The organism is Pseudomonas sp. FA117, from assembly GCF_057370475.1.
The window spans coordinates 3,183,549-3,206,332 of record NZ_CM170675.1; the positions used below are offsets into that span (position 1 = coordinate 3,183,549).

19 protein-coding genes and 5 pseudogenes are annotated in these 22,784 nt (G+C 59.2%); 18 read left to right on the forward strand and 6 right to left on the reverse strand.

What is annotated here, in order from left to right; all coding sequences use genetic code 11:
* Position 1: 1 nt before the first annotated feature.
* Positions 2-433: a cupin domain-containing protein gene (locus tag AC1TXO_RS14660; protein WP_486402418.1), complete on the reverse strand. Its 432-nt coding sequence runs from the start codon at positions 431-433 to the stop codon at positions 2-4.
* A gap of 126 nt (positions 434-559) precedes the next feature.
* Between AC1TXO_RS14660 and AC1TXO_RS14665 the strand changes: the two genes are divergently transcribed.
* Entirely contained in the window at positions 560-835 is a 276-nt protein-coding gene (locus AC1TXO_RS14665) for a GntR family transcriptional regulator (RefSeq protein ID WP_486402419.1), read from the forward strand.
* A gap of 375 nt (positions 836-1,210) precedes the next feature.
* A protein-coding gene (locus tag AC1TXO_RS14670) for an IS3 family transposase (RefSeq protein WP_486402420.1) occupies positions 1,211-2,361 on the forward strand; the annotation gives its coding sequence in 2 pieces (ribosomal slippage) (positions 1,211-1,445 and positions 1,445-2,361; 1,152 coding nt in all).
* A 20-nt stretch (positions 2,362-2,381) separates the two neighbouring features.
* On the opposite strand, the pseudogene AC1TXO_RS14675 reads toward AC1TXO_RS14670, so the two are convergent.
* The 5 genes and pseudogenes from AC1TXO_RS14675 to ehuB form a co-directional block, all read right to left on the reverse strand.
* Positions 2,382-3,175: pseudogene (locus tag AC1TXO_RS14675) on the reverse strand (IS630 family transposase); the annotation flags it as partial.
* Between the two features lie 69 nt (positions 3,176-3,244).
* Positions 3,245-4,039 (reverse strand): ectoine/hydroxyectoine ABC transporter ATP-binding protein EhuA, encoded by a 795-nt coding sequence (gene ehuA, locus AC1TXO_RS14680; RefSeq protein WP_486402421.1) that lies wholly within the window; start codon positions 4,037-4,039, stop codon positions 3,245-3,247.
* Positions 4,040-4,119: 80 nt separating this feature from the next.
* Complete coding sequence (gene ehuD / locus AC1TXO_RS14685) at positions 4,120-4,776, reverse strand: ectoine/hydroxyectoine ABC transporter permease subunit EhuD (RefSeq protein WP_065862854.1); 657 nt, start codon at positions 4,774-4,776, stop codon at positions 4,120-4,122.
* Positions 4,773-5,432 (reverse strand): ectoine/hydroxyectoine ABC transporter permease subunit EhuC, encoded by a 660-nt coding sequence (gene ehuC, locus AC1TXO_RS14690; RefSeq protein ID WP_063544843.1) that lies wholly within the window; start codon positions 5,430-5,432, stop codon positions 4,773-4,775. The genes ehuD and ehuC overlap by 4 nt, the downstream gene beginning before the upstream one ends.
* A 65-nt stretch (positions 5,433-5,497) precedes the next feature.
* Positions 5,498-6,355, reverse strand: coding sequence for an ectoine/hydroxyectoine ABC transporter substrate-binding protein EhuB (ehuB, locus tag AC1TXO_RS14695; RefSeq protein WP_486402422.1), 858 nt, complete (start codon positions 6,353-6,355; stop codon positions 5,498-5,500).
* A gap of 280 nt (positions 6,356-6,635) precedes the next feature.
* Between ehuB and ehuR the strand changes: the two genes are divergently transcribed.
* The 16 genes and pseudogenes from ehuR to AC1TXO_RS14775 form a co-directional block, all read left to right on the forward strand.
* A complete protein-coding gene (ehuR, locus tag AC1TXO_RS14700; protein WP_486402423.1) occupies positions 6,636-8,030 on the forward strand; it encodes a MocR-like ectoine utilization transcription factor EhuR in 1,395 nt (464 codons plus the stop codon).
* Between the two features lie 106 nt (positions 8,031-8,136).
* Entirely contained in the window at positions 8,137-9,108 is a 972-nt protein-coding gene (gene eutB / locus AC1TXO_RS14705) for a hydroxyectoine utilization dehydratase EutB (RefSeq protein WP_486402424.1), read from the forward strand.
* Between the two features lie 36 nt (positions 9,109-9,144).
* Positions 9,145-10,137, forward strand: coding sequence for an ectoine utilization protein EutC (gene eutC / locus AC1TXO_RS14710; protein ID WP_486402425.1), 993 nt, complete (start codon positions 9,145-9,147; stop codon positions 10,135-10,137).
* A gap of 55 nt (positions 10,138-10,192) precedes the next feature.
* Positions 10,193-11,383: an ectoine hydrolase DoeA gene (doeA, locus tag AC1TXO_RS14715; protein WP_486402426.1), complete on the forward strand. Its 1,191-nt coding sequence runs from the start codon at positions 10,193-10,195 to the stop codon at positions 11,381-11,383.
* Positions 11,384-11,387: 4 nt separating this feature from the next.
* A complete protein-coding gene (doeB, locus tag AC1TXO_RS14720) occupies positions 11,388-12,389 on the forward strand; it encodes a N(2)-acetyl-L-2,4-diaminobutanoate deacetylase DoeB (protein ID WP_486402427.1) in 1,002 nt (333 codons plus the stop codon).
* An 85-nt stretch (positions 12,390-12,474) separates the two neighbouring features.
* Positions 12,475-12,954, forward strand: coding sequence for an Lrp/AsnC family transcriptional regulator (locus tag AC1TXO_RS14725; protein WP_065862861.1), 480 nt, complete (start codon positions 12,475-12,477; stop codon positions 12,952-12,954).
* Positions 12,955-13,141: 187 nt separating this feature from the next.
* Positions 13,142-14,614: an NAD-dependent succinate-semialdehyde dehydrogenase gene (locus tag AC1TXO_RS14730; protein WP_486402428.1), complete on the forward strand. Its 1,473-nt coding sequence runs from the start codon at positions 13,142-13,144 to the stop codon at positions 14,612-14,614.
* 22 nt (positions 14,615-14,636) lie between these two features.
* Complete coding sequence (locus AC1TXO_RS14735) at positions 14,637-16,022, forward strand: aminotransferase (protein ID WP_486402429.1); 1,386 nt, start codon at positions 14,637-14,639, stop codon at positions 16,020-16,022.
* Positions 16,023-16,195: 173 nt separating this feature from the next.
* Positions 16,196-16,711: pseudogene (locus AC1TXO_RS14740) on the forward strand (transposase); the annotation flags it as partial.
* A 210-nt stretch (positions 16,712-16,921) separates the two neighbouring features.
* Positions 16,922-17,980: an IS110 family RNA-guided transposase gene (locus AC1TXO_RS14745; RefSeq protein WP_486402397.1), complete on the forward strand. Its 1,059-nt coding sequence runs from the start codon at positions 16,922-16,924 to the stop codon at positions 17,978-17,980.
* A 12-nt stretch (positions 17,981-17,992) separates the two neighbouring features.
* Positions 17,993-18,196: pseudogene (locus tag AC1TXO_RS14750) on the forward strand (integrase core domain-containing protein); the annotation flags it as partial.
* Between the two features lie 596 nt (positions 18,197-18,792).
* On the forward strand, positions 18,793-19,668 hold the full coding sequence (locus AC1TXO_RS14755; RefSeq protein WP_486402430.1) for a helix-turn-helix transcriptional regulator: 876 nt from the start codon (positions 18,793-18,795) through the stop codon (positions 19,666-19,668).
* Positions 19,669-19,914: 246 nt separating this feature from the next.
* Positions 19,915-20,013: pseudogene (locus tag AC1TXO_RS14760) on the forward strand (IS5/IS1182 family transposase); the annotation flags it as partial.
* A 417-nt stretch (positions 20,014-20,430) separates the two neighbouring features.
* The gene (gene msuE / locus AC1TXO_RS14765; RefSeq protein ID WP_486402431.1) at positions 20,431-20,985 is read left to right on the forward strand and encodes an FMN reductase; all 555 of its coding nucleotides are present in this window, start codon (positions 20,431-20,433) and stop codon (positions 20,983-20,985) included.
* A 25-nt stretch (positions 20,986-21,010) separates the two neighbouring features.
* Complete coding sequence (sfnG, locus tag AC1TXO_RS14770) at positions 21,011-22,099, forward strand: dimethylsulfone monooxygenase SfnG (protein WP_486402432.1); 1,089 nt, start codon at positions 21,011-21,013, stop codon at positions 22,097-22,099.
* A 207-nt stretch (positions 22,100-22,306) separates the two neighbouring features.
* Positions 22,307-22,588, forward strand: a pseudogene (locus AC1TXO_RS14775) (transposase); the annotation flags it as partial.
* Positions 22,589-22,784 lie beyond the last annotated feature (196 nt).

Genomic DNA, 22,784 nt, shown 5'->3' on the forward strand with positions numbered 1-22,784 from the left:
CTTACTTCTCCTCGGCATGTGCGACAGGGGTGGTGAGGGCTTTGTCGTTACTATCGACAATGAAGACCGCGAGCAGCTTCGCGGGCGCTGTCTTGCTGGCATTGCGGCTCACGGTATGACGCGCGCCGGGGTTCTCGTACCAGCTTTCGCCGGCCTTGAAGAGCTGCTTGGGGCCATCATCGACCTGGGACTCGATGGCCCCCGATACGACATAGGCGTAGATGAATGCCGATTGGGCGTGCACATGCGAAGGGGACTGTGCGCCCGGCGCATAGTCCACCTCGACCGCCACCAGCGATTTGCCCGGAACGTTGGGAATGGCATGTTCGAAGTTGGGCGTCACTACCTCGCCAACACCATGCGCCTGGGCCGTCAGCGAAGCACCCAACAGGACGCCGGCAAAAAGGGTAGCCGTGAGCGAAAAACGCTTCATCGAGAGTTCCTCGTGGAATGAATGACAACGTCAGTTTCAGCCTACTCTAGTACATTAAAAAGAACCAAAAATATCTTTTTTACATGTAGCACGCGGCTACCGCGTCGCGTTCAGGCCCAGATACTCATGTCGTTCAACGCCAGCATCGACCGCGCTGCAAAAATACCCTTGACCGAGCAGATCCGCGTCAGCACCGGTGCCGCGATCGAATCCGGGGTACTCAAGCCTGGCGCCCGCCTCCCCTCCTGGCTGGACCTCGAAGCCCAACTGAGCGTATCGCCCTGCACCGTGCGCGCCGCCTACGAGATGCTCGTGGACGCACAGCTCGTGGTCGCCTCAAGGGTGGATGGCACACGCAGAATAGCTTTTGGCCAATCGCATGCTAAGCCCAGTAACTGTTAACCTAAGGTAATTATCAGGGTAGCCCTCACCCTCATCTATGACGGCGAGCAGGACATCGTCGTTCGGCATGCTTGTCGAGCTGCTCAATGGCGCCCTTGCCGCACTTGAGTGTATTCGCGATCAATTCAAAAATACCCCCAAGGGCGCTATTCTTTTGGGCCAAAAAGGAAGTCGTCAGCCTCAAGCACACTTTCCGAGCGGCTAGGAATCTGCCGAGATCCTCCAGCGGAGCATTGAGGTAATTATCGGCACGAAGTTCTTGGTTTTCGGCAGCTTGGTACGGGTGCCCGTGATCCGTGGCGATGGTCACTATGAATCGCCCCTGGTTTCGTAGACACCTCCAAGCCTCATAATGAGGCCCAAATAGGAGGTGCCATGAGTCGTCAGCGTTACCCCGAAGAATTCAAGATCGAAGCGGTCAAGCAAGTGACCGAAAAAGGCAAACCTGTCGCCGAGGTCGCCCAGCGCCTGGGTATGTCCGTGCACAGCCTTTACGCCTGGATCAAGGTTTACAGCAAGCCCCAAGAGCAGCGTCAGCATGACAATGATCAGCAGGCTGAACTGCGCAAGCTGCGAGCTGAACTCAAGCGGGTGACAGAAGAGCGAGACATCTTAAAGAAGGCCGCCGCGTACTTTGCCAAGGAGTGCGGCTGAAGTACGCCTTCATCAACAAGCACTCGACGGATTACTCAGTGCGTCGCCTTTGCCAAACCTTCAAGGTGCATCCCAGCGGCTACTACGCTTGGTTGGCCAAGCCTCAATCTGCCCGAGCCAAAGAAGATCAGCGCCTGCTTGGCTTGATCAAGCAGGCCTGGTTAGAAAGCGGCGGCGTGTATGGCTATCGCAAGATTCACGATGACCTGCGAGAGCTAGGAGAGATCTGTGGGCGAAATCGAGTCGGTCGCTTGATGCAGGCAGAGGGGCTGCGTTCGCAAACGGGCTATCGCCGTCGTCCTGGGTTTTATGGCGGAAAACCAACAGTGGCATCGCCCAACCATCTGGCCCGGCAGTTCAAGATCGGTGAGCCGAATAAGGTCTGGGTGACCGATATCACCTACATCCGCACCTATGAAGGGTGGCTGTACCTGGCGGTAGTGTTGGATCTGTTCTCTCGCCAAGTCATTGGTTGGTCAATGAAGCCCAGGATGAGCAGCGACCTGGCCATCGACGCCATGCTGATGGCCGTGTGGCGACGCAAGCCACAGCAGCAAGTGATGATTCACTCAGACCAAGGCAGTCAGTTCAGTAGCTCAGATTGGCAAAGCTTCCTGAAGGCCAACAATGTGATCAGCAGCATGAGCCGACGGGGAAACTGCCACGACAATGCCGTAGCCGAGAGTTTTTTCCAGCTTTTGAAGCGGGAGCGAATCCGACGAAAGATCTACGCAACGCGTGACGAAGCCCGAAGTGATATTTTCGATTACATCGAGATGTTCTATAACCCCAAGCGTCGACACAGCAGTGCTATGCAGCTGTCTCCAGTAGAGTATGAGAAACGCTATTTCCTGAGCTTGGAGAGTGTCTAGGAAACCAGGGGCGATTCAAGTGTCGCGTAGTTGTCCGTTACCGGATGAACTAGCATGTCCTCTGGTACGTTGGCGTCCAGCTCTTTGAGGAATACGAGAAATTCGGTGCTTCGATGGCGGCGCCTCAATCTCCCAATGACTTTGCCCGTAGCGATATCCAGCGCCGCGAACAACGATGTGGTTTCGTGGCGCTTGTAGTCGTGGGTACGAGTCATGGGTTTGCCGGGGCAAGAGGTAAGCTTGGCTGGGTACGGTTGAGCGCCTGAATCTGGCATTTCTCGTCGATACAAAGCACCAGAGCCCTATCAGGCGGGTTGAGATAGAGCCCGACAATGTCGTGGACTTTGTCGACAAACAGCGGGTCGGTCGAAAGCTTGAACGTCTTTTCCAGGTGAGGCTTGAGGCCAAAGGCATGCCATATCCGCATGACGCTGGCTGGAGAAATCCCGGTTGCCTGACTCATCGAGCGAGTGCTCCAGTGACGGGCATCTTCGGGTTTGGATTGCAGTGCCTGATTGACCAGGGCCTGTATTTGTTCATCGGTAATGCTGCGAGGCCAGCCTGAATGATGTTCGTCATTTAAACCATCGAGTCGCAGCCGACTGAATCGCGCTTGCCCACGCGACACCGTGTGTTCGCCGATGCCGAGTCTGCGGTCGATCAAGTTACCCGACTTTCCACCTGTGCGCACCAAGATCATTTCGGCCTGAATGCGCGATTCAGCACGGCCGTTACGCCGTCGGGAGCGACGAAGTAGATCGAGGTGTTTTTCGTCGCTCAGCTCAATCGCAGCTGCAGGTCGGCCAGTTTTCATATCGTTGCTCCGCATTTCTGATGCTGAAAGCCTAGAGCAAAATACGAGTGTTACCTGCGAAAAACCACACTAGTTAGCTTCTTCCACCGCACTGAGAAACGCACGCGTACGCTCCTGTTGCGGATGCTCGAAGACCTGCGCTGGTGTGCCCTGTTCGTGGATCTGCCCCTTGTAGAAGAAGCACACGCGATCAGCGAACTCCCGGGCGAAGCCCATCTGGTGAGTGACCATCAGCATCGTCAGGTTGTGCTCGGCGCCGAGCTTGCGGATCACGTTGAGCACTTCACCGCACAACTCAGGATCGAGCGCCGAAGTCACTTCGTCGAACAGCATGACCTTCGGCCGCATCGCCAAAGCTCGCGCAATCGCGACCCGCTGCTGCTGTCCACCGGACAACTGCGAAGGGTAGTGCCCCAGCTTGCTGCCCAGCCCCACCAGCTCCAGCAGATCCGCTGCTCGCTCACGGGCTTCGACAGGCTTCATGCCCAGCACCTGCACCGGCGCCTCGATTACGTTCTGCAACGCGGTCATGTGCGGAAACAGGTTGAAACTCTGGAACACCATGCCGATCTTGCCGCGCACGCGACGGATATGCCGGTCATTGGCCGGCACCAGCACGCCATTGCGGTTGGGCATGTGGGTCAGCAGGTCGTCTTCGATGCGGATCACCCCGGCATCGATGCCTTCCAGGGTCATCAGCACCCGCAACAACGTGGATTTGCCCGAGCCGCTGGGGCCGATGATCGCGACTTTCTCGCCCGGCGTGACATCCAGGTTCAAGTGGTCGAGCACCGTGAAGCTGCCATAACTCTTGGTGACATCCTGGAAGCTGACGATCGGCTGGACTGCCTTCGGTTGATGCATGGCCGTGGCCTCCTGCAAATGCAGCGGTGTCAGATTGCCGCGCCGGGAAAGGTCATGGGAAGTCGAGAGTGGAGAAGTCATTAGCGTAGCTCCAGGCGCAGTTCGAGGCGCCGTACCAGATAAGCCAGGGCGATGCTCAGGGCGAGGAAAAACAGGCCGACCATGGTGATCGGTTCCAGGTATCGGAAGTTCTCGGAGCCGATGTTCTTGGCCTGCTGCATGATTTCCACCACGGTAATGGCCGATAGCACCGGTGTGTCCTTGAGCATCGCCACCAGATAGTTGCCCAGTGGCGGCAGAATCGGCCGCAGGGCCTGGGGCAGGATGATGTTGCGGTAGGCGCTGTACGGCGCGATGTTCAGCGCGGTGACGGCTTCCCATTGCGCCCGTGGCACCGCGTCCAGCCCACCGCGGTAAACCTCGGCGATGTAGCAGGCATAATGCACGCCGATGCCGATGATCCCCACTTGCATGGCGGTCATGCTCACACCGTAGTTGGGCAGCACGTAGTAGAGGAAATACACCTGGATCAACAGCGGCGTGCTGCGGATGAACTCGATCGTCCCGGCGATCGGCCACGACAGCCAGTACAGGCGGCTGCGCCGGCCGATGGCGAGAAACAGCCCCAGCACGATGGCGATGAGGAAGCCGATCAGGGTAATGCCCACGGTGTTGAGCGAGGCGCGCAGCAGATCGGGCAGGATCTGCCAGGCATACGTCCAGTCGAACAGATTCATGACAGGCCTCCACGCATCCGGCCACGTGCCAGGCGACGCTCAATTGCGCGCATGCCGAGGTTGATCGCCTGGGCGAGGATGAAATACATCACCAGTGCCAGGCTGAAAATTTCCAGGGTCTGGAAGGTAGCCTGATCCAGTTGCCGAGCGCGGAAGCTCAGGTCGGACAGGGTAATCAGCGACACCAGCGAGGTGTTTTTCAGCAGCTCGATCAGCAGGTTGGTGCCGGGGGGAATCGCGGCCAGCAGCGCCTGGGGCAGAATGATCCGGCGAAAGCGCTTGTAGGCACTGAAGTTCAACGCGGTCGCCGCTTCGTATTGACCCTTGGCCACGGAGCTGATCGCACCGCGCATCACCTCCGCACCGTAAGCGCCGATGTGCAGGCCTAGTCCGACAATCGCCACGGCGTAGGGGCTCAGCTCCAGGTTGAACGGCGGCAGCGGCAACACGAAAAACAGCCAGAACAGTTGCACCAGCAACGAAGTACCGCGAAACACTTCGATGTAGGTGACCGAAAACCAGCTCACCAGCCGCCACGGCGACATGCGCCCGAGTGCCGCAAGAATGGCCGCGACGATCGCGAGCAGCGAACCGAAGAACGTCACCTGGATAGTGACCCAGGCGCCCTGTATCAACAGCGGAAGTAACTCACCCATGGTTCAGCATTCCGATTAAACAGGGAAATAGGCATCGCGCCATGCCAGCGCCATGCCTGTTTCGACTATTGAGCGCAGAGCTCTGCAGCCGTTTTGCTTGTCACGTTGGATTTGTCGAAACCGAACGGCGCGACCGCCTTGAGGTGCTCTTCGGAGCCCAGCCACTTTTTCAGTTCGGCGTTGACCGCATCGCGCAGGTCCTTATCTTCCGGGCGGAAGGCGAGGGCGCCGTAGCCGGTGTGTGACGGATCGTCCTTGAACTCGCTGATCGCTTCGACCTTTTCACCGCCCTTGGCGGCCAGGCCCTTCATGGTCAGCTGAGTGCCCACGGCGGCATCGGCGCGGCCGGCGCGCACGGCTTGCAATTGGGCAGTGGTGTCCGGTACCTGGAGGATCTGAGCCTCTTTCACGCCGGAATCCCGGGCATATTTCAGGTTAACGGTACCGGCCATGATCGCCAGTTTCACCTCCGGATTCTTCACGATGTCTTCATAGCTGTGGAGATTCTTCGGGTTGCCTTTGGCGGTCAGAAGCGCATCGGGCAGTTGGTATTGCGGGTCGGTGAAAATCACCTGTTTGCAGCGTTCCGGGGTGATGTACATACCGGCGGCAATCACATCGAAACGCCCGGCACGCAGGCCCGGGATCAGGGAGCCCCATTCGGTCAACACGCCGTCGACCTGCTTGATGCCCATCTTGGCGAAGATGGCCTTGGCAATTTCCGGCGATTCACCGGTGACCCGCCCGTCGGTTTCGGTGAAGGCGAACGGGGTTTCGTTGGCGTAGCCGATCCGGATTTTGCTGTTTTTGGTGATGGTTTCCAGCGTCGTGGCGGCGTGGGCGCCGGCGGCGAGGCCGAACATTGCGCACGCCACGAACAGGTGGCGTAAACCATAGGGCTTGCGGGGAAAGGAATTGCTCATCGATAAAATCTCCTGTTTCTTGTGGACCCGTCGATGACGGCTCTGTGTTAGGAGGCAGTGTGACAAGAGCAAAGCGCACGAAAGCTGATACCAGGGCTTGGGCACTGCAGCCGTACAGATCGATTGGTTTTATTTTTCGGGCTTGCCGAGAAGTCCGGGCATCGACCTTGGAACGAGCATACAAAAGCCCTACACGACATTGCATTGCACTAGGACAATTGCTTTGCACGGATTCTCGCGGGATGCTGTCGACACTGGGGAACACGCGGGTTCTACGCCGATGGACAAGTGGAAAGCAGCACTGGAAATCGCCCGCAGCGGCGAGTCGAAATACAAGATTCTGGTTCAGGCGATTGCCGACGACATCGAACAGGGCTTGTTGGCCAACGATCAACGCCTGCCTGCGCAGCGCAATGTGGCCGATGCCATGGGCATCAGCGTGCAGACCGTGACCAATGCCTACAAGGAGCTTGAGCGCCAGGGCCTGGTGCGTTGTGAAGTAGGGCGTGGCAGCTTTGTTTCGCGGCGCATGAGCGACCGGGTCGCGACTTACATTCTCGACAGCCCCGAGCGAGCGCTGGTGGATTTTTCCATAGCAAGGATCCTCCATACCCGTGAGCACGACCAGGTCTGGCGCGATACCTGCCGGGAACTCAGCACCGAGGAAGATCAGCCGTGGATTCACGCCTTTCGCCCCATCGCCGGGTTCGAGTCCCACCGCGAGGCGGCCATGCAATGGATCGGCCGCCTGGGCTTGCGGGTTGAACGTGACGACATCCTGATCACCAACGGCGCGGCCCATGCGATCTTCCTCGCCCTGGCCTCACTGGCCGGGCCCGACGATGTGGTGTTATGCGAAGGCAGAACCGATCACGGCGTCATCGGCAATTCCCAAGTGCTGGGGTTCACTCTCAAGGGGCTCGAAATGGACCGCCACGGCATCGATCCCGAGCACTTCGAAGACATGTGCAGCAATGAGCGCATCACTGCGCTGGTGTGCACGCCGAACCTGAACAACCCCACCACCACGCTGATGCCGGACAGTCGCCGCCGGGAGATCGCCGAGATTGCCCGGCGCTTCGGCGTGCACATCATCGAGGACGATGTGTACGGCCCGTTGCTCGAAGAACGCCACGCTCCGCCGATCAGTCATTACCTGCCGGAGCTGTCCTTCTACTGCACCAGCATGACCAAGTCGGTGCTGACCGGTTTGCGCGCGGGTTATCTGGTGATGCCCAAGCGCCTGGCACTGCGTACCGAAAGCATCCTGCGGGTCAACAGCTGGATGGGCACGCCGATGGTCTCGGAGATTGCCACGCGCTGGATTCGCGATGGTCGCGCCGACACGCTGCTGCGCTTGCAGCGCCAGTTGCTCTCGGTGCGCCAGGCGATGGTCAGCGAATACCTGGGGGAGTTCGTGCTGGGCCAACATCCCCATGCCTTGAATGCCTGGGTTGGTATCCCGCCGCATTGGGAGGTCGACAGCCTCGTGCGGGCCCTGCGCCATCGGCATATTGCCGTCACGCCGCCTGACCCGTTCACCGTGCGTGGCACACCCAGGGCACGGGCGGTGAGGGTGTGTGTTGGCGCCGAATGCAGCGACGAGGACGCGCGTGAAGCCTTGATCAACATGCGTGAAATCTTTGGTCAGTACCCACGTATCCATGACTTTTGAGCGGGAAAACAGACGCCGAAAAAAGTTGCCCTGAATTGACCTAGTACATTCAGCGCGACAATCCTGGCCTCTTAGACTGCGCCCAATATCTTATCGGGACGCGGTCATGCCAACGCCACAGCTCAACGATATCCACCTCGCCCGCCAGCGTATCGAAGCGCTGGTGCGGCGCACGCCCATGGAGCATTCGCCCAGCCTGTCTCGGCTGTTGGGCGTGCCGGTCTACCTCAAGCTCGAGTCTCAGCAGATCACCGGCAGCTTCAAGTTGCGCGGTGCGAGCAATGCCGTGGCGCAACTCAGTGCTGAAGAAAAACAACGAGGTGTTGTGGCGGCGTCGACCGGTAATCACGGTCGCGCATTGGCTTACGCGGCTTCCCACCAGGGCGTGAAGGCGACGATCTGCCTGTCGCAACGGGTACCGGCAAACAAGGTGCGGGCGATTCGCGATCTTGGGGCCCACGTATGCATCGTCGGCAACTCCCAGGATGACGCCCAGCGCGAAGCCGAGCGCCTTGCCGCCGAGCAGGGTGCGATCCTGCTGCCGCCGTTCGATCATCCGGCGATCATCGCCGGCCAGGGCACGTTGGGGCTGGAGATCCTCGAGCAGCGACCGGACGTCGCCCAGGTCCTGGTGCCGTTGTCCGGCGGTGGTCTGTTCGCCGGCGTGGCGCTGGCGCTGAAAACCGCCAACCCGCAGATCGTCACCCACGGCATCAGCATGCAGCGTGGCGCGGCGATGCACGCCAGCCTGGCAGCCGGCCATCCGCTGGAAGTCGAAGAGCTGCCGACGCTGGCCGATTCCCTCGGCGGCGGTATCGGTCTGGACAACCAATACACCTTCAGCATGACTCGCGACACCTGCGATCACCTCCATTTGCTCAGCGAAACCTCCATCGCCAACGCCATCCGCCACGCCTATCGCGAAGAGCGCCAGGTGCTGGAAGGCGCGGCTGCTGTGGGAATCGCCGCGTTGCTCGAAGGCCTGATCGGGCCTCGTGGCCCTGTGGTGGTGGTGATCAGCGGACGTAACGTCGACACCGATCAGCATCTGCGGGTACTTGCCGGAGCCGAGGCATGAAACCGAACAATAACGACGTCATGGGAGCGCCCGTTGATGAGTGAAATCACCCTGTTGAGCGAAGCCGATCTGCGCGCCTGTGTGGCGCTTGATCTGCCCAGTATCGAAGCCGTCGAGCAGGCCTTCGTGCTGCTGGCCACCGCCGCCGTGGCGATGCCACCGATCCTGCGTCTGGACATCCCCGAGCACAACGGCGAAGTGGACGTGAAGACCGCCTACCTGCCGGGGCTGGAGCGCTTTGCGATCAAGGTCAGCCCGGGCTTTTTCGACAACCCGAAACTCGGCCTGCCCAGCCTCAACGGCATGATGATGCTGTTGTCGGCGCGCACCGGTCTGCTGGATGCCTTGTTGCTGGATAACGGTTACCTGACGGCGGTGCGTACGGCCGCTGCCGGGGCGGTGGCGGCGCGAGCATTGTCGCGATCGGACAGCCGCAGCGTGGCGCTGATCGGCGCTGGCGAGCAAGCTGCGTTGCAGTTGCAGGCCCTGCGCCTGGTGCGCCCCATCGACAACGTGCGGGTGTGGGCGCGCGACTTGGCCAAGGCGCAGGCCTTCAGCGTGGAGTTGACCCGTGACACCGGTCTGGCGGTCAAGCCCTGCGCCACCCTCGACGAAGCCATGGTCGAGGTGGATATCGCCATCACCTGCACGCCAAGTCGCGAGCCGTTGATCGATGTGCGCCATCTGCATCCCGGTCTGCACATCACCGCCATGGGCTCGGATGCCGAGCACAAGAACGAAATCTCCCCACAGGTGCTGGCACAGGTCGATCGCTACGTGGCCGATCGACTGAGCCAGACCCGCATCCTCGGCGAGTTGCATCACGCCCTCGCGGCGGGCGTCGTCAGCGACGAATCGAACTTCGCCGAATTGGGCCAGGTGCTGGCCGGTCAACGTCCCGGTCGCACGGACGCCTCGCAGGTCACCTTGTGCGACCTCACCGGTACCGGCGCCCAGGATACCGCCATGGCCAATCTCGCGTTCGAGCGAGCGCGCTCGGCGGGCACGGGCGTCCAGTTCGGCAGCTAAGGTTTTTTTTGTCCGCGCGTCATTTACCCCGCTTCATCTACAAGAGGGCAGGTGCATGTCTCAGATAGTCGTCAATCTCCCGTTCAGCCGGGAGGAATACGCCCAGCGGCTGGCCAAGGTGCGAGTGGCCATGCAGGCCCAGGGCATCGAGCTGTTGCTGGTCACCGATCCGTCGAACATGGCGTGGCTGACCGGCTACGACGGTTGGTCGTTTTATGTTCACCAGTGCGTGCTGCTGGCGATGGATGGCGAGCCGGTCTGGTTCGGCCGCGGCCAGGACGCCAACGGCGCCAGGCGTACGGTTTTCATGCAGCAGGACAACATCGTCGGTTACCCGGACATCTACGTGCAGTCCCGGGAGCGGCATCCCATAGACTACCTGTCGCGGGAAGTGATCGCTGCCCGTGGTTGGGACGCGCTGACCATCGGCGTCGAAATGGATAACTACTATTTCAGCGCCGCAGCCTTCCTGTCGTTGCAGAAACATCTGCCCAAGGCCCGGCTGATCGATGCGGCCGGGCTGGTGAACTGGCAGCGGGCAGTCAAGTCGCCGCAGGAAATCGCCTACATGCGCATTGCCGCACGCATCGTGGAAAACATGCACGAGCGGATCTTGGAACGGATCGAACCGGGCCTGCGCAAGAACGAATTGGTGGCCGAAATCTACAGCAGCGGCATCCAGGGTGCCGATGGCCATGGCGGTGATTACCCAGCCATCGTGCCCTTGTTGCCGACCGGTGCCGACGCCAGTGCGCCGCACCTGACCTGGGATGATTCGCCGTTCGAAAAGGGCGCGGGGACCTTCTTCGAGATTGCCGGTTGCTACAAGCGTTACCACTGCCCGCTGTCGCGCACGGTATTCCTGGGCAAGCCGCCGCAGCATTTTCTCGAGGGCGAGAAAGCCGTGGTCGAAGGCATCGCCGCCGGCCTGGAAGCGGCCAAGCCGGGTAACACCACCGGTGACATCGCCGTAGCGTTCTTCAAGGTGCTGGAGAAATTCGGCATCCACAAGGACAGCCGTTGTGGCTACCCGATCGGTATCAGTTATCCGCCGGATTGGGGCGAGCGCACCATGAGCCTGCGTCCTGGCGACACCAGCGTGTTGCAACCGGGCATGACCTTCCACTTCATGCCGGGCCTGTGGATGGACGATTGGGGCCTGGAAATCACCGAAAGTATTCTGATCACCGACACCGGTGTCGAAACCCTGTGCAACGTGCCACGCCAACTGTTCGTGAAGGATTGAGCCAATGAGCGATCTGCCTGCCAACCCGATCAGCGCCACGGTGGATTTGTGCCGTGAAGGCGTGCAGCACGGGTTTCTCAAGTTGCCGTATTCGCGGGATGATTCGGCCTGGGGCGCGGTAATGATTCCGATCACGGTGATCGCGCGGGGTGAGGGTCCGACGGCGCTGCTCACCGGTGGCAACCACGGTGACGAATACGAAGGTCCGGTGGCCCTGAGTAAGCTGGCTCAGGGCCTGGCGGCCGCCGAGGTCAGCGGGCGGGTCATCATCATTCCGTTCATGAACACCCCGGCGTTCCGTGCCGGGCGACGCACGTCGCCCATCGACAGGGGCAACCTCAACCGCAGTTTTCCCGGCAAGCCGGACGGCACGGTGACCGAGAAAATCGCCGACTATTTCACCCGCACTTTGCTGCCTCTGGCGGACTTCGTGCTGGACATTCACTCCGGCGGGCGCACCCTGGATTTTCTGCCATTCGCCGCCTGCCATGTGCTGCCGGACAAACAGCAGCAGGCGCGATGTGAGGCGGGCATGCTCGCGTTCAGTGCGCCATACAGCATGCGGATGCTGGAGCTGGATGCCGGGGCGATGTACGACACGGCTGCCGAGTCTCAGGGCAAGGTCTTCGTCACCACGGAACTGGGCGGTGGCGGTTCCTCCACCGCGCGCAGCGTGGCGATTGCCGAGCGCGGCGTGCGTAACTTGCTGGTGCATGCGGGGATTCTTCAGGGCGAGGTGCAGAGGGGGCCGTCGGTCATGCTCGACATGCCGGACGGTGATTGCTTCATCGCCAGCGAACATGACGGCCTGCTGGAAATGTGTCGCGACCTGGGCGACAGCGTGAACAAGGGCGAAGTCATCGCCCGGGTCCACGACGCCACCCGCAGCGGCGTGGCCCCGGTGGAGTATCGTGCTGCACGCGGCGGCCTGCTGGCGGCGCGGCATTTTCCGGGGTTGGTGCAGTGTGGCGATACCCTTGCCGTGATCGCGGACATACTGGAGTAATACACTGTCCCCGCCCAGTGGCAGCCTCGCTGCCACTGGGTTGATTTCCTCAGGGGTTGCCATTCACTCAGGAGCTTCTTGGCACATGCACAAACTCGATCGCTATGACCTGAAAATCCTGCGGATCCTCGCTGGCGACGGGCGTATCACCAAGTCGAGCCTGGCCGAGGCGATCAACCTGTCGGTTACCCCGGCCTGGGAGCGCGTGCGCAAGCTCGAAACTCTCGGCCTGATCAAGGGCTACCGCGCGCAGATCGATTGGGGCGCGGTGTTCAAGAGCCAGCAAGTGCTGGTGGAAATCACCCTGGCCCGACACACCGCGCAGGACATGCGCCGCTTCGAACAGCGGATGAACGACGCGCCGGAAGTGGCGTTCTGTTACGCCACCGGTGGCGGTGTGGATTACATGGCGATGATCCAGGCGCCTGACATTGATCACTACCAGCGATTCATCGATCAGTTGCTGCTCGACGACCTGGGGATCGAGCGGTACTTCACCTACATCGTCACCAAGACCATCAAGACGGCCGGCGCCTTGCCTGCGGAGTTGTCTCAGGACTACTGAAGCCTGCAACACCCCCGATCAAGCTGTGCGAGCGGGCCGGCAGGATGGGGGGTAGCCCGCCGCAAAAACCTCCGAATGACCCCGCTCAATCAGAAAAAACCACCTGCACACCCCCCTCCAAACCGCAATTCCCCGACTCCTCGCTGCCCTAGCATGAACTCCACGCACACGGTTCGGAGTGAATGCCATGACCTACAAACATCCCCTGCTGTTCAAAGCCCTCTGCTACGTCGATGGCCATTGGTTGCACAGCGACAGTGGCAACAGCATCGCCGTGCACAACCCGGCTGATCAGAAACTGATCGGCCATGTGCCGATGCTCGATCAACCGCAGATCGCCGCCGCCGTGGATGCCGCGCACCGGGCATTTGCCGACTGGCGTGAGCAGAGCCTGGAGACTCGCGGGGCGATTCTTCGGCGCTGGGCGGCGTTGATCCTGGAACATCAGGAAGACCTGGCGCGTATTCTCAGCCTGGAGCAGGGCAAGTCCCTGGCCGAATCCCGGGGTGAAATCGCCTACGCCGCGAGCTTCATTCCGTGGTTCGCCGAAGAAGCCCGGCGCCTCTATGGACAGAACATTCCCAGCCACATTCCCGGCGCTCATCTGGGTACGGTCAAGGAACCGGTCGGCGTTTGTGCACTGCTGACACCGTGGAATTTCCCCTCGGCCATGATCACCCGCAAAGCCGCGGCTGCATTGGCCGCCGGTTGCACCGTGGTCGTCAAGCCGGCCCACGAAACCCCTTACTCGGCATTCGCTCTGGCGCAACTCGCGGAAGAGGCCGGGTTCCCCGCCGGGGTCTTCAACGTGGTGCTGGGTGAACCACAGATGGCCATGCAAACCCTGGTGCAGGACACCCGCGTACGCTCGGTGAGCTTCACCGGTTCCACCCGCGTCGGCAAGTTGGTCTTGCAAGCGGCTGCTCATGACGTGAAGAAAGTCTCGCTGGAACTGGGGGGCAACGCGCCATTCATTGTCTGCGCCGATGCCGATCTGCAACGGGCGGTGAAAGTCGCGGTGGCCGCCAAGTTCCAGACTTCCGGCCAGGATTGCTGCGCCGCCAACCGGATCATGGTCGAGCGTTCGGTCTATCCGGCGTTTCTCGAGCGCTTTGCCGAGGCCGTGCGTGAGCTACGGGTCGGTCCGGCGATGATCGGCGAGCGGGAGCAACAGGTGGAGGTGGGTCCGTTGATGCACCAGGCCGCCTTCGATGTGACTGCCGAGCGCGTGGCCGATGCGTTGCAACAGGGTGCGCAACGGCTGGTGGGTGGCGAAGCCCATGCCCTCGGCGGCCTGTTCTACCAGCCCACAGTGCTGGCCGACGTCACGCCGCAAATGCGCATTTACCGTGAAGAGAACTTCGCGCCGATTGCCGGGGTGATGCCGTTCGACACCCTCGACCAGGCCATCGAGATGGCCAACGACACCGAGTACGGTCTGGCGGCCTACATTTGCTCCAATCGCCTGGATCTGATCTATCCGCTGATCCGTCGACTCGACCACGCCATGGTCGCGGTCAACGGCGTCAAGTTCACCGGCCATCCGATCCCGTTCGGTGGCATGAAAGCCTCGGGGCTGGGCCGTGAGGGCGGCACCGAGGGCTTCGAAGCCTTTGTCGAAACCAAATACTTTTGCTTGCACCATCAAGGCCAGTTCTAAAGCCCGTTCCCAGGAGATAGCCATGAACCAAGAATTCGACCCGCTGTTCGAACAAGACCGTGCCCACTTCATGCACCCCTCCACCCACGCCCACGACCATGCCAGCGGTGCGCTCAAGGGGCGCATCATCACGGGCGCTTCGGGCATCCGCATCCGCGATCACGAAGGTCGCGAATTGATCGACGCCTTTGCCGGCCTGTATTGCGTCAACATCGGCTACGGCCGCAGCGAAGTGGCGGACGCCATCTACAAGCAGGCCAAGGAGTTGGCGTACTACCACACCTATGTCGGCCACTCGACCGAGGCGATCATCGAACTGTCGAGCCGCATCATCGACTGGGCGCCGGAAGGGATGAAAAAGGTCTATTACGGCCTCTCCGGTTCCGACGCCAACGAAACCCAGATCAAACTGGTGCGTTACTACAACAACGTGCGAGGTCGGCCGCAGAAGAAGAAAATCATCTCTCGTGACCGTGGTTATCACGGCTCGGGCATCATGACCGGCAGCCTGACCGGCCTGCCTAGCTTTCATCAGCATTTCGACCTGCCGGCCGAGGGCATAAAGCACACCGTGTGCCCACACTGGTATCGCAAGGCACCCACAGGCATGGATGAAGCGGCCTTCGTGCGTTATTGCGCCGACGAGCTGGAAAAGATGATTCTGGCCGAAGGCCCGGACACTGTGGCCGCGTTCATCGGCGAGCCATTGATGGGCACCGGTGGCATCATCGTTCCTCCGGCTGGCTATTGGGCGGCCATTCAGGCGGTGCTGAACAAATACGACGTGCTGCTGATCGCCGACGAAGTGGTCTGCGCCTTCGGTCGCCTGGGGGCGAAGATGGGCAGCCAGCGTTATGGCATGCGTCCGGACCTGATCACCACGGCCAAAGGCCTGACCAGCGCCTATGCGCCGCTTTCGGCGGTGATCGTCGGCGAAAAAGTCTGGGATGTGATCGAGAAAGCCTCCGAGTTCCACGGGCCGATGGGGCATGGCTGGACCTACTCCGGGCATCCGATTTGTGCGGCGGCGGCCCTGGCCAACCTCGACATCCTGGAGCGGGAAAACCTCACGGCCAACGCCGACAAGGTGGGTGCCTATCTCAACCGCCGGATGCGCGAAACCCTTGAGGGTCATCCGTTGGTGGGTGAAGTGCGCGGCGACGGCATGCTCGTGGCCGTCGAATTCATGGCCGACCGTGAACAGCGCACGCCCTTCGATGCGGCCTTGAAGGTCGGCCCGAAAGTCTCGGCGGCCTGCCTTGAGCACGGCATGATCGCCCGGGCTATGCCCCATGGCGACATCCTCGGCTTCGCCCCGCCATTGATTCTCACCGAGGCTGAGGCGGACTTGATTGTGAACATCACCAAGGGTGCCGTTGATCAAGTGGCCAATGAACTGTTGGGCTAAGTCCTAAGGTGAACTTACAAACCCGCCCATCCAGTGATGGGTGGTTTTTTGCGCGCCTTAAATCAAGTGTCGGCGTAGGCGCGTCGAGATAAGGAGGTTCAGTTGCTGGTGTAGTGGTCTAATGAAACCGGACACCCATTTAGGCGAGAATGCTCGCCACAGAGAGGTGTCTGATGACCAAGCAACGTCGTACCTTTACCCCTGAGTTCAAACGCGAAGCTGCCTGCCTGGTGCTCGATCAAGGCTACAGTCATGCCGAAGCAGCCCGCTCGCTCGGTTTGGTCGAGTCAGCCCTGCGCTGTTGGGTTAACCAGCTTCAGCAGGAACGTGGAGGCATCACGCCCGCCAGCAAAGCGTTGACGCCAGAGCAGCAAAAGATCCAAGAACTCGAAGCTCGGATAACGCGCCTTGAACGCGAGAAATCAATACTAAAAAAGGCTACCGCGCTCTTGATGTCGGAAGATCTCGAGCGTACTCGCTGAGTGGTGGGCTGGGCCCTATCAGAAAAGCCGGAAGCAGACCTCGTGGTCAAGGCGCTGGTCGTGGCTTACGAACAACGTGGCAAACCTCAAGGGCTACTGTTCCACTCCGACCAGGGGGCGCAATATGGCAGCCGTCAGTTCCGCCAGAGACTGTGGCGCTACCGCATGCGCCAGAGCATGAGCCGGCGAGGCAACTGCTGGGATTCTCAGTTCACTATGCTCAAGAGCGTCAGCTCAATCTGACTCGTGCTGGGATTGGCTAGCTAGATGCCTTGGTGTTGACCTGTCGATTGATCGCTGACGTTCCCTGGCACTGCCAGGCTTGGCGTCTGTGACTTAATAGGAGCTTTGTGCTGCACCGCGAGAGTCCTGTCCTGCGTCCAAGGTCGGTAGTGCGTAAACTCAGAGGTATTACGCATGAACACTGCAAAACTCACTGAGGTCATCCTAGGTGTGGATACGCATCTGGATGTCCATGTTGGCGCCCTGATCAACGTGAATGGGCAGCTGTTAGGTACTCTTGCTGTAGATACACAGACTCGCGGCTACCTTAAGTTGCTGACTTGGGCAAGGTCATTCGGGTGGCTCCAGCGGGCTGGCGTCGAAGGCACTGGTACGTACGGCGCTGGGCTTGCACTTGTACTTCGCGAACACGGCATTGCTGTTTTTGAAGTGAACCGCCCTGATCGATGCAAGCGCAGATTGGAGGGAAAGTCAGACCCTACCGATGCGGAAAGCGCAGCTCGTTCGGTGCTGGCGGGGAGCGCCACTGCCATCGCTAAAACCCATTCAGGCGCTGCCGAGGCAATGAGGGAGATTTCTGTCGTCCGCCGAAGTGCGGTGAAAGCTAAAACACAAGCTATCAACCAGATCAGATCACTGCTGGTCAGTGCTCCTCAAGAAATCAGAGAGCGGCTCTGGGACGTCAAACCTGCGATTTGCGTCGACAACTGTGCACACATTGGCTCACTGGGGCACGCCCCATTCCTGAGCGCCCTGACTACATCGCTTAGACTTCTGGCTAAACGCTGGCAGGCCCTTGCGGCAGAGTTGCAGGAGCTAGATGACACGCTGGACTCGCTAACGCAGCAGTATGCACATCGCCTTCGTAGTCAATTCGGTGTTGGCCCTCAGACAGCGGCCACTTTAATCTCCGTTGCAGGGGATAACCCTGAGCGACTGAAAAGTGAGTCCGCTCTTGCTGCGCTCTGTGGTGTTAACCCGCTCCCCGCATCATCTGGTAAAACGGTGCGTCATCGCTTGAATCGTGGGGGGGATCGATCCGCCAACAATGCGCTATGGACTATCGCGATGGTAAGAATGCGCAGTGACCCGAGAACCAAGGCGTATGTGGCGCGCAGAACGGCCGAAGGGATGTCGTGCAAGGAAATACAAAGATGTCTGAAGCGCTACATCATCCGAGGCCTATATCCACTGATTTTGGCCGACTTGAGCGAGTCGAGGAGCGCTGGTTGACATAGGAGCGTCAATGCGCCGATGGAGCGAGTATTTCGTAGCTTGAAATCGGAGTGGATACCGACCACCGGGTACCTGACTGGGCAGCAAGCTCAACGAGACATCAGCCAATACCTGATGAGCCATTACAACTGGATCCGCCCGCATCAATTCAACGATGGGCTGGCTCCGGCAAAAGCTGAAGAAAAACTCAAAACTGTGTCCGGAATGAGTTGACCACTACAGGTGGCGGTGGCTCGGGTGGTTGAAGGCTGAGTGCCCTCATTCATCCGGAGTGAGTGCCATGGGCACCACGCGGCCATGGCGCTACACTGAAGTCCAGGATGCACCACCTCGTCAGCTGTCAGAAATCGCTGTTCTCGATCGCGCATCCTGCTGGGGGTATCGCGGGTATTTTTGGGGGTACATTTATGATTTTTCGATATTGAAACGCCGCCCTAGAGCCCTGTCCAAATGTTCTTTGGGGATCCGGATAGCTTGTGACTGACTTCCATCAAGGTCCGCAATCACCTATAGACTCAGAATCTTAATTCGCCAGCCAGTCCAAAGCCGTCCATGGCATTCCAATCATTTCCAACGCGCCTGTGAACTGCCCCCCGAAAGTTGGGCACCTCATCCGCCGGAGGTTGCTCCATGACGAAATACAACCTGGCTCTCGAGCTGGCACTTATCGCTGAGCGCCTGCTTAAACCTTTAAGCTGTATCAAGCCTTGAGCCGGCCCAAACGTTGCGGTGCACCAGACCATTGCTATAACCTCAATGGCAGCCAGATGTAGGAATAAAAACTTTAATCGTCTGTAGCCGAGGTAAGCATGCCTTCTCGTGCCTGTTCGATGGAGAACTTGACGCCCCCTTTTTGCGCTGGTCATTCGACCAGCACCCTACACACCGACTTGGCAAAGAGCCTGGAATCGTTCAACCCCGACTCCTTCCAAAGTCCAGTCTCTGTACTGCATGTGGATGTCCAAATCAACGCACCGGCCCTGCGCCGTCACAGACACCGGCAGGTTCAACTCATCGTTCCGACCCGTGGGGAGGCGTGCTGCCATGTGGAGGACCGCTTGTGGATCATTCCTGCTCATTACGCGCTATGGGTTCCCAGTCAGCACTTGCATGGCAGCCGCCTCTCGGATCTGAGCGATGTCTATTACCTGTATCTAGAGCCTGAGCTTGCTGCAGGGTTGTCTGATACCTGTCGTGTGATGCCCCTGACACCGCTTGTGGAGGAACTGATCAAGTTCCTGGCAGCCGCGAAGCAGGAGCACCTGATGGAAGACGCATACCCACATGCAGTGACGCTCCTGCTGTCTCAGCTACGCCAACTTCCGTCGAGCGACGTGTCATTCATCTTGCCAAGCAACCCCAAACTGCGTCGCGTCGCCCAAGCCATACTCCATCAGCCAGCAGAGAGAAAGAGCATCGGACAGTGGGCCGAGTCAATTCTGATGTCCGTCCGCAGCTTTGAACGGCTTGTCGCAAGTGAAACCGGGATGTCATTCAGCCGTTGGCGGCAACAATTGCAAATCAGCATCGCATTACGCCTGTTAGCTGAAAACCAATCGGTCCAGTCTGTTTCCCTGACGCTGGGCTATGAGTCAACCAGCGCGTTCATCACAATGTTTCGAAAACATATGGGCCAGGCGCCGGGGCGATACATGTCAGCCAAGCAGGCGACCGAAGCGGATTGAAGGCGGGTGCTCGCCTCCAGGCTTTTACCACTCAGCTGCAGTCCGGATGGAAGGGCCGATGCCCACCCTTACCGTTCAAAGGTTCTTCCTCCCAGTACGTCGACGCGCATTTCGCTTGCTCCAAAGCCGCAGATTTCCGTGATGGCGACTGGATAGCTATCCGTTAAGGTTTCTCCGATCAAGCCACTCCATGGTGTGGCAGCCTGAGCTGAAATAACCCATCTCCTCCGCAGCGACGGCAGCCCCATGAGCCAGATGAGTTTTTCCGATGTTGAGTACGCCGGCAAACGCAGGCAAACACGTCGTGAGCGCTTTCTGACTGAGATGAATCAAGAACATGACTGGCGTAAGGTGATTTTGCAGATCTCAGCCCGGCGCAGTACCTACACGAAGTTGGGCAAGCGTAGCTGATCTACAAGACCAAACGCGAAATCGAGCGGGTAAAAGTTACCACCCCTCGCAAAGTTTATGCCGATTTTAAGTTCTCAATAAAATCAGCGGTTTATTCATTCATGACGGGTCAACGGTTGTCTTCTCGAGATCAATTTGTTGAGGAGCTGTTGGTTGGGAACCCGTGGGTCGAGCTGGGGGTTGGTCTGGTAGCTGTTGCGTGGGAAACAGTTGTTCAGCAGCTTGTTGCCCTTCCTACACCGTCGGTGCTTGATGAACATACTAAATATCTGATTTTATTGCACCTCTAAGTTGGCATGCTTGCTGCTTTCACCCCCTCGATGTGATTTTTGCCGAGTACGTGAGGGTGTGATGAGTGCTGAAATAAACGTTGTGGTTGTCTCGGGCAGTTTGCGGATTCCCTCTCGAACGCACAGTTTGTTGGAGATCACAGTTCAGCGACTGATGCAGGCATACAGGGTCCAGGTGCATTGGGTGCGCATCGCTGAGCTTGCCTCCATTTTGACGGGCACCCTCGAGCGCGATTCGGCAGCCCCGGAGCTGTCCATCCACCTGCATGCCATCGAAAACGCAGACTTAATCATCGCTGGCAGTCCGGTCTACCGCGCGTCATACACGGGCCTGTTCAAGCACTTCTTTGACTTGGTGAATCACGAGGCGCTCAAGGGTGTGCCGGTATTGCTGGCAGCCACCGGCGGCAGTGATCGCCACGCGCTGGTCATCGACCACCAACTCCGTCCTCTGTTCGGTTTTTTCCAGGCCCACACGCTGCCTTTCGGCGTATACGCCAGCCTCGAGTCTTTTGATGACTACCAATTGACCGACGACGCGCAAGTCGAGCGTATCGAGCGCGCACTAATTCCATTGAATCCCTTCTTCCGCCTCGCGGCTATCCGCGCGGCATGAACACCAGAAAATCAGGAGCACGACAATGACTGAATCAATCAAGTTTGCGTATTGGGTACCTAACGTCAGCGGGGGCCTGGTTGTCAGCAACATCGAGCAGCGCACCAGTTGGGATATCGATTACAACCGGAAGCTCGCGCAACTGGCAGAGAAGGCCGGTTTCGATTACGCGCTGTCGCAAATCCGCTTCACTGCCGGCTACGGAGCCGAGTACCAGCACGACTCGGTGACGATCAGCCATGCGCTGTTGGCAGCGACAGACAAGCTCAAGGTCATCGCTGCAATTCTCCCCGGGCCATGGAATCCTGCTCTTGCTGCAAAGCAACTGGCAACAATCGACCAGTTCACCAATGGCCGTATCGCCATCAACGTCGTTTCGGGCTGGTTCAAGGGTGAGTTCCACGCGATCGGCGAGCCGTGGCTCGACCACGATGAACGCTACCGCCGATCCGAAGAGTTCATTCAAGCCCTCAAGGGAATCTGGACGCAGGATAACTTCTCGTTCAATGGCGACTTCTATCGCTTTCACGACTACACCCTCAAGCCGAAACCGCTACAGCAACCGCACCCCGAAATATTCCAGGGTGGCAGTTCACGGGCTGCTCGCAACATGGCATCCAGGGTATCAGACTGGTATTTCACCAATGGCAACACTGTGGAAGGGATCAAGGCGCAGGTCGATGACATACGTGCCAAAGCGGCGGCTAACGGCCATTCGGTGAAGGTTGGGGTGAACGCCTTCGTAATTGCTCGGGAGACAGAGGAGGAAGCGCGTGCGGTGCTGCAGGAAATTATCGATAAAGCCAATCCTGAGGCGGTAAATGCCTTTGGTGCGCAAGCTAAAAACGCGGGATCGGCGAGCCCCGAAGGCGAGGGCAACTGGGCCAAATCGAAGTTTGAAGATCTCGTGCAGTACAACGACGGCTTCAAGACGAACCTGATCGGTACGCCGCGACAGATTGCCGAGCGTATCGTGGCACTGAAGGCAGTAGGTGTGGATTTGATCTTGTCGGGCTTCCTGCATTTCCAGGAGGAAGTCGAGTACTTCGGCAAGCATGTGTTGCCGCTCGTTCGCGAAATTGAAAGCGAACGGCAAGCGGGAGCTGCGGCGTAGCCGCCCCTCCTCAGAAACGGCCTCGGTTGAGGGCGTTTTCTAGGGATTCTCCAATCAAGCTACTCCATGGTTTGGCAACCTGTACTGAAATACCCCATCTCCTCCCCAGGACGGCAGCCCCATGAGCCAGATGAGCTTTTCCGATGCTGAGTACGCCGGCAAACGCAAGCAAACACATCGTGAGCGCTTTCTGACTGAGATGGATCAGAACATGACGGGCGTAAGGTGATTTGGCAGATCGCAGTCCGGCGCAGTACCTGCACGAAGTGGGGCAAGCGTAGCCTGATCTACAAGACCAAACGCGAAATCGAGCGGGTAAAAGCACAGACCCGAGCCAAGGTCGAACATCCATTTCGGGTGATCAAGCGCCAGTTCGGGTATGTGAAGACCCGGTTTCGCGGTCTGATGAAAAATGCGGCTCAGTTGACCACGTTGTTTGCGCTGTCAAACCTGTGGATCACGCGAAAGCGGCTGATGGGTCTGGGGTAGGTGCGCCCGTAGCAAGGCAAAACGGGCCGAAAAGACCGGCCAAATCAATAAAAACGGCACTGTCCGCATAGAAAACAGTGCGGCTGGGCGTTTTCACGCGATTTGGCCCTGAACGGCTGGCTTGCTCGGATTTTCCCTAAAAGAAATACTCGCCTCCTGACCATCTCAGAAAAATGGCGAATGAGGACACCTGATT

What these genes read in the sequence shown, in the direction of transcription:
- AC1TXO_RS14660 (WP_486402418.1), bottom strand. Translation starts at nt 433, where the DNA reads ATGAAGCGTTTTTCGCTCACGGCTACCCTTTTTGCCGGCGTCCTGTTG.
- AC1TXO_RS14665 (WP_486402419.1), top strand. Translation starts at nt 560, where the DNA reads ATGTCGTTCAACGCCAGCATCGACCGCGCTGCAAAAATACCCTTGACC.
- ehuA (WP_486402421.1), bottom strand. Translation starts at nt 4,039, where the DNA reads ATGCATCAACCGAAGGCAGTCCAGCCGATCGTCAGCTTCCAGGATGTC.
- ehuD (WP_065862854.1), bottom strand. Translation starts at nt 4,776, where the DNA reads ATGAATCTGTTCGACTGGACGTATGCCTGGCAGATCCTGCCCGATCTG.
- ehuC (WP_063544843.1), bottom strand. Translation starts at nt 5,432, where the DNA reads ATGGGTGAGTTACTTCCGCTGTTGATACAGGGCGCCTGGGTCACTATC.
- ehuB (WP_486402422.1), bottom strand. Translation starts at nt 6,355, where the DNA reads ATGAGCAATTCCTTTCCCCGCAAGCCCTATGGTTTACGCCACCTGTTC.
- ehuR (WP_486402423.1), top strand. Translation starts at nt 6,636, where the DNA reads ATGGACAAGTGGAAAGCAGCACTGGAAATCGCCCGCAGCGGCGAGTCG.
- eutB (WP_486402424.1), top strand. Translation starts at nt 8,137, where the DNA reads ATGCCAACGCCACAGCTCAACGATATCCACCTCGCCCGCCAGCGTATC.
- eutC (WP_486402425.1), top strand. Translation starts at nt 9,145, where the DNA reads ATGAGTGAAATCACCCTGTTGAGCGAAGCCGATCTGCGCGCCTGTGTG.
- doeA (WP_486402426.1), top strand. Translation starts at nt 10,193, where the DNA reads ATGTCTCAGATAGTCGTCAATCTCCCGTTCAGCCGGGAGGAATACGCC.
- doeB (WP_486402427.1), top strand. Translation starts at nt 11,388, where the DNA reads ATGAGCGATCTGCCTGCCAACCCGATCAGCGCCACGGTGGATTTGTGC.
- AC1TXO_RS14725 (WP_065862861.1), top strand. Translation starts at nt 12,475, where the DNA reads ATGCACAAACTCGATCGCTATGACCTGAAAATCCTGCGGATCCTCGCT.
- AC1TXO_RS14730 (WP_486402428.1), top strand. Translation starts at nt 13,142, where the DNA reads ATGACCTACAAACATCCCCTGCTGTTCAAAGCCCTCTGCTACGTCGAT.
- AC1TXO_RS14735 (WP_486402429.1), top strand. Translation starts at nt 14,637, where the DNA reads ATGAACCAAGAATTCGACCCGCTGTTCGAACAAGACCGTGCCCACTTC.
- AC1TXO_RS14745 (WP_486402397.1), top strand. Translation starts at nt 16,922, where the DNA reads ATGAACACTGCAAAACTCACTGAGGTCATCCTAGGTGTGGATACGCAT.
- AC1TXO_RS14755 (WP_486402430.1), top strand. Translation starts at nt 18,793, where the DNA reads ATGCCTTCTCGTGCCTGTTCGATGGAGAACTTGACGCCCCCTTTTTGC.
- msuE (WP_486402431.1), top strand. Translation starts at nt 20,431, where the DNA reads ATGAGTGCTGAAATAAACGTTGTGGTTGTCTCGGGCAGTTTGCGGATT.
- sfnG (WP_486402432.1), top strand. Translation starts at nt 21,011, where the DNA reads ATGACTGAATCAATCAAGTTTGCGTATTGGGTACCTAACGTCAGCGGG.